This window comes from Pseudomonas sp. Ma2-10 (genome assembly GCF_054330215.1).
This window is the reverse complement of record NZ_JBTEYL010000093.1, coordinates 1-389: the sequence shown is the minus strand read 5'-3', so window position 1 is coordinate 389 and position 389 is coordinate 1. Positions and strand designations below refer to the sequence as shown.

Below are 389 nucleotides of genomic sequence, written 5' to 3'. Positions count from 1 at the left end.
CGGCAACGGTCGCCGGTGCGGTACAGGCGATCACCGTCGATGAACGGGCTGGCGAGGAAACGTGCCTCGGTCAGGTCCGCACGTTTCAGGTAACCGCGCGCCACGCCGACCCCGCCGATGTACAGCTCGCCGATGCTGCCTATTGGCAGAGGTTGTTGCGCCTCGTCGAGGATGTACAGGCGCAGGTTGGCGATCGGTTTACCGATTGGCACGATCACGTCGTCCACCGAGCAACACCATACCGAGACATCAATCGCCGCCTCGGTCGGGCCGTAGAGGTTGACCAGTGCCGCCGGGTGTTGGCTCATGAAGCGGCGCACCAGATCCGCCGGCAGGGCTTCACCGCTGGCAAATACCTGACGCAGGCTGTGGCAGTTGACCAGGCTTGG

The 389-nt window shown here is 64.3% G+C and carries 1 protein-coding gene; it reads right to left on the bottom strand.

Going from position 1 to position 389, the window contains the following annotated elements:
* A partial coding sequence (locus ACXPVS_RS27450) for an AMP-binding protein (RefSeq protein ID WP_458512668.1) occupies positions 1-389 on the bottom strand: 389 nt, incomplete at both ends.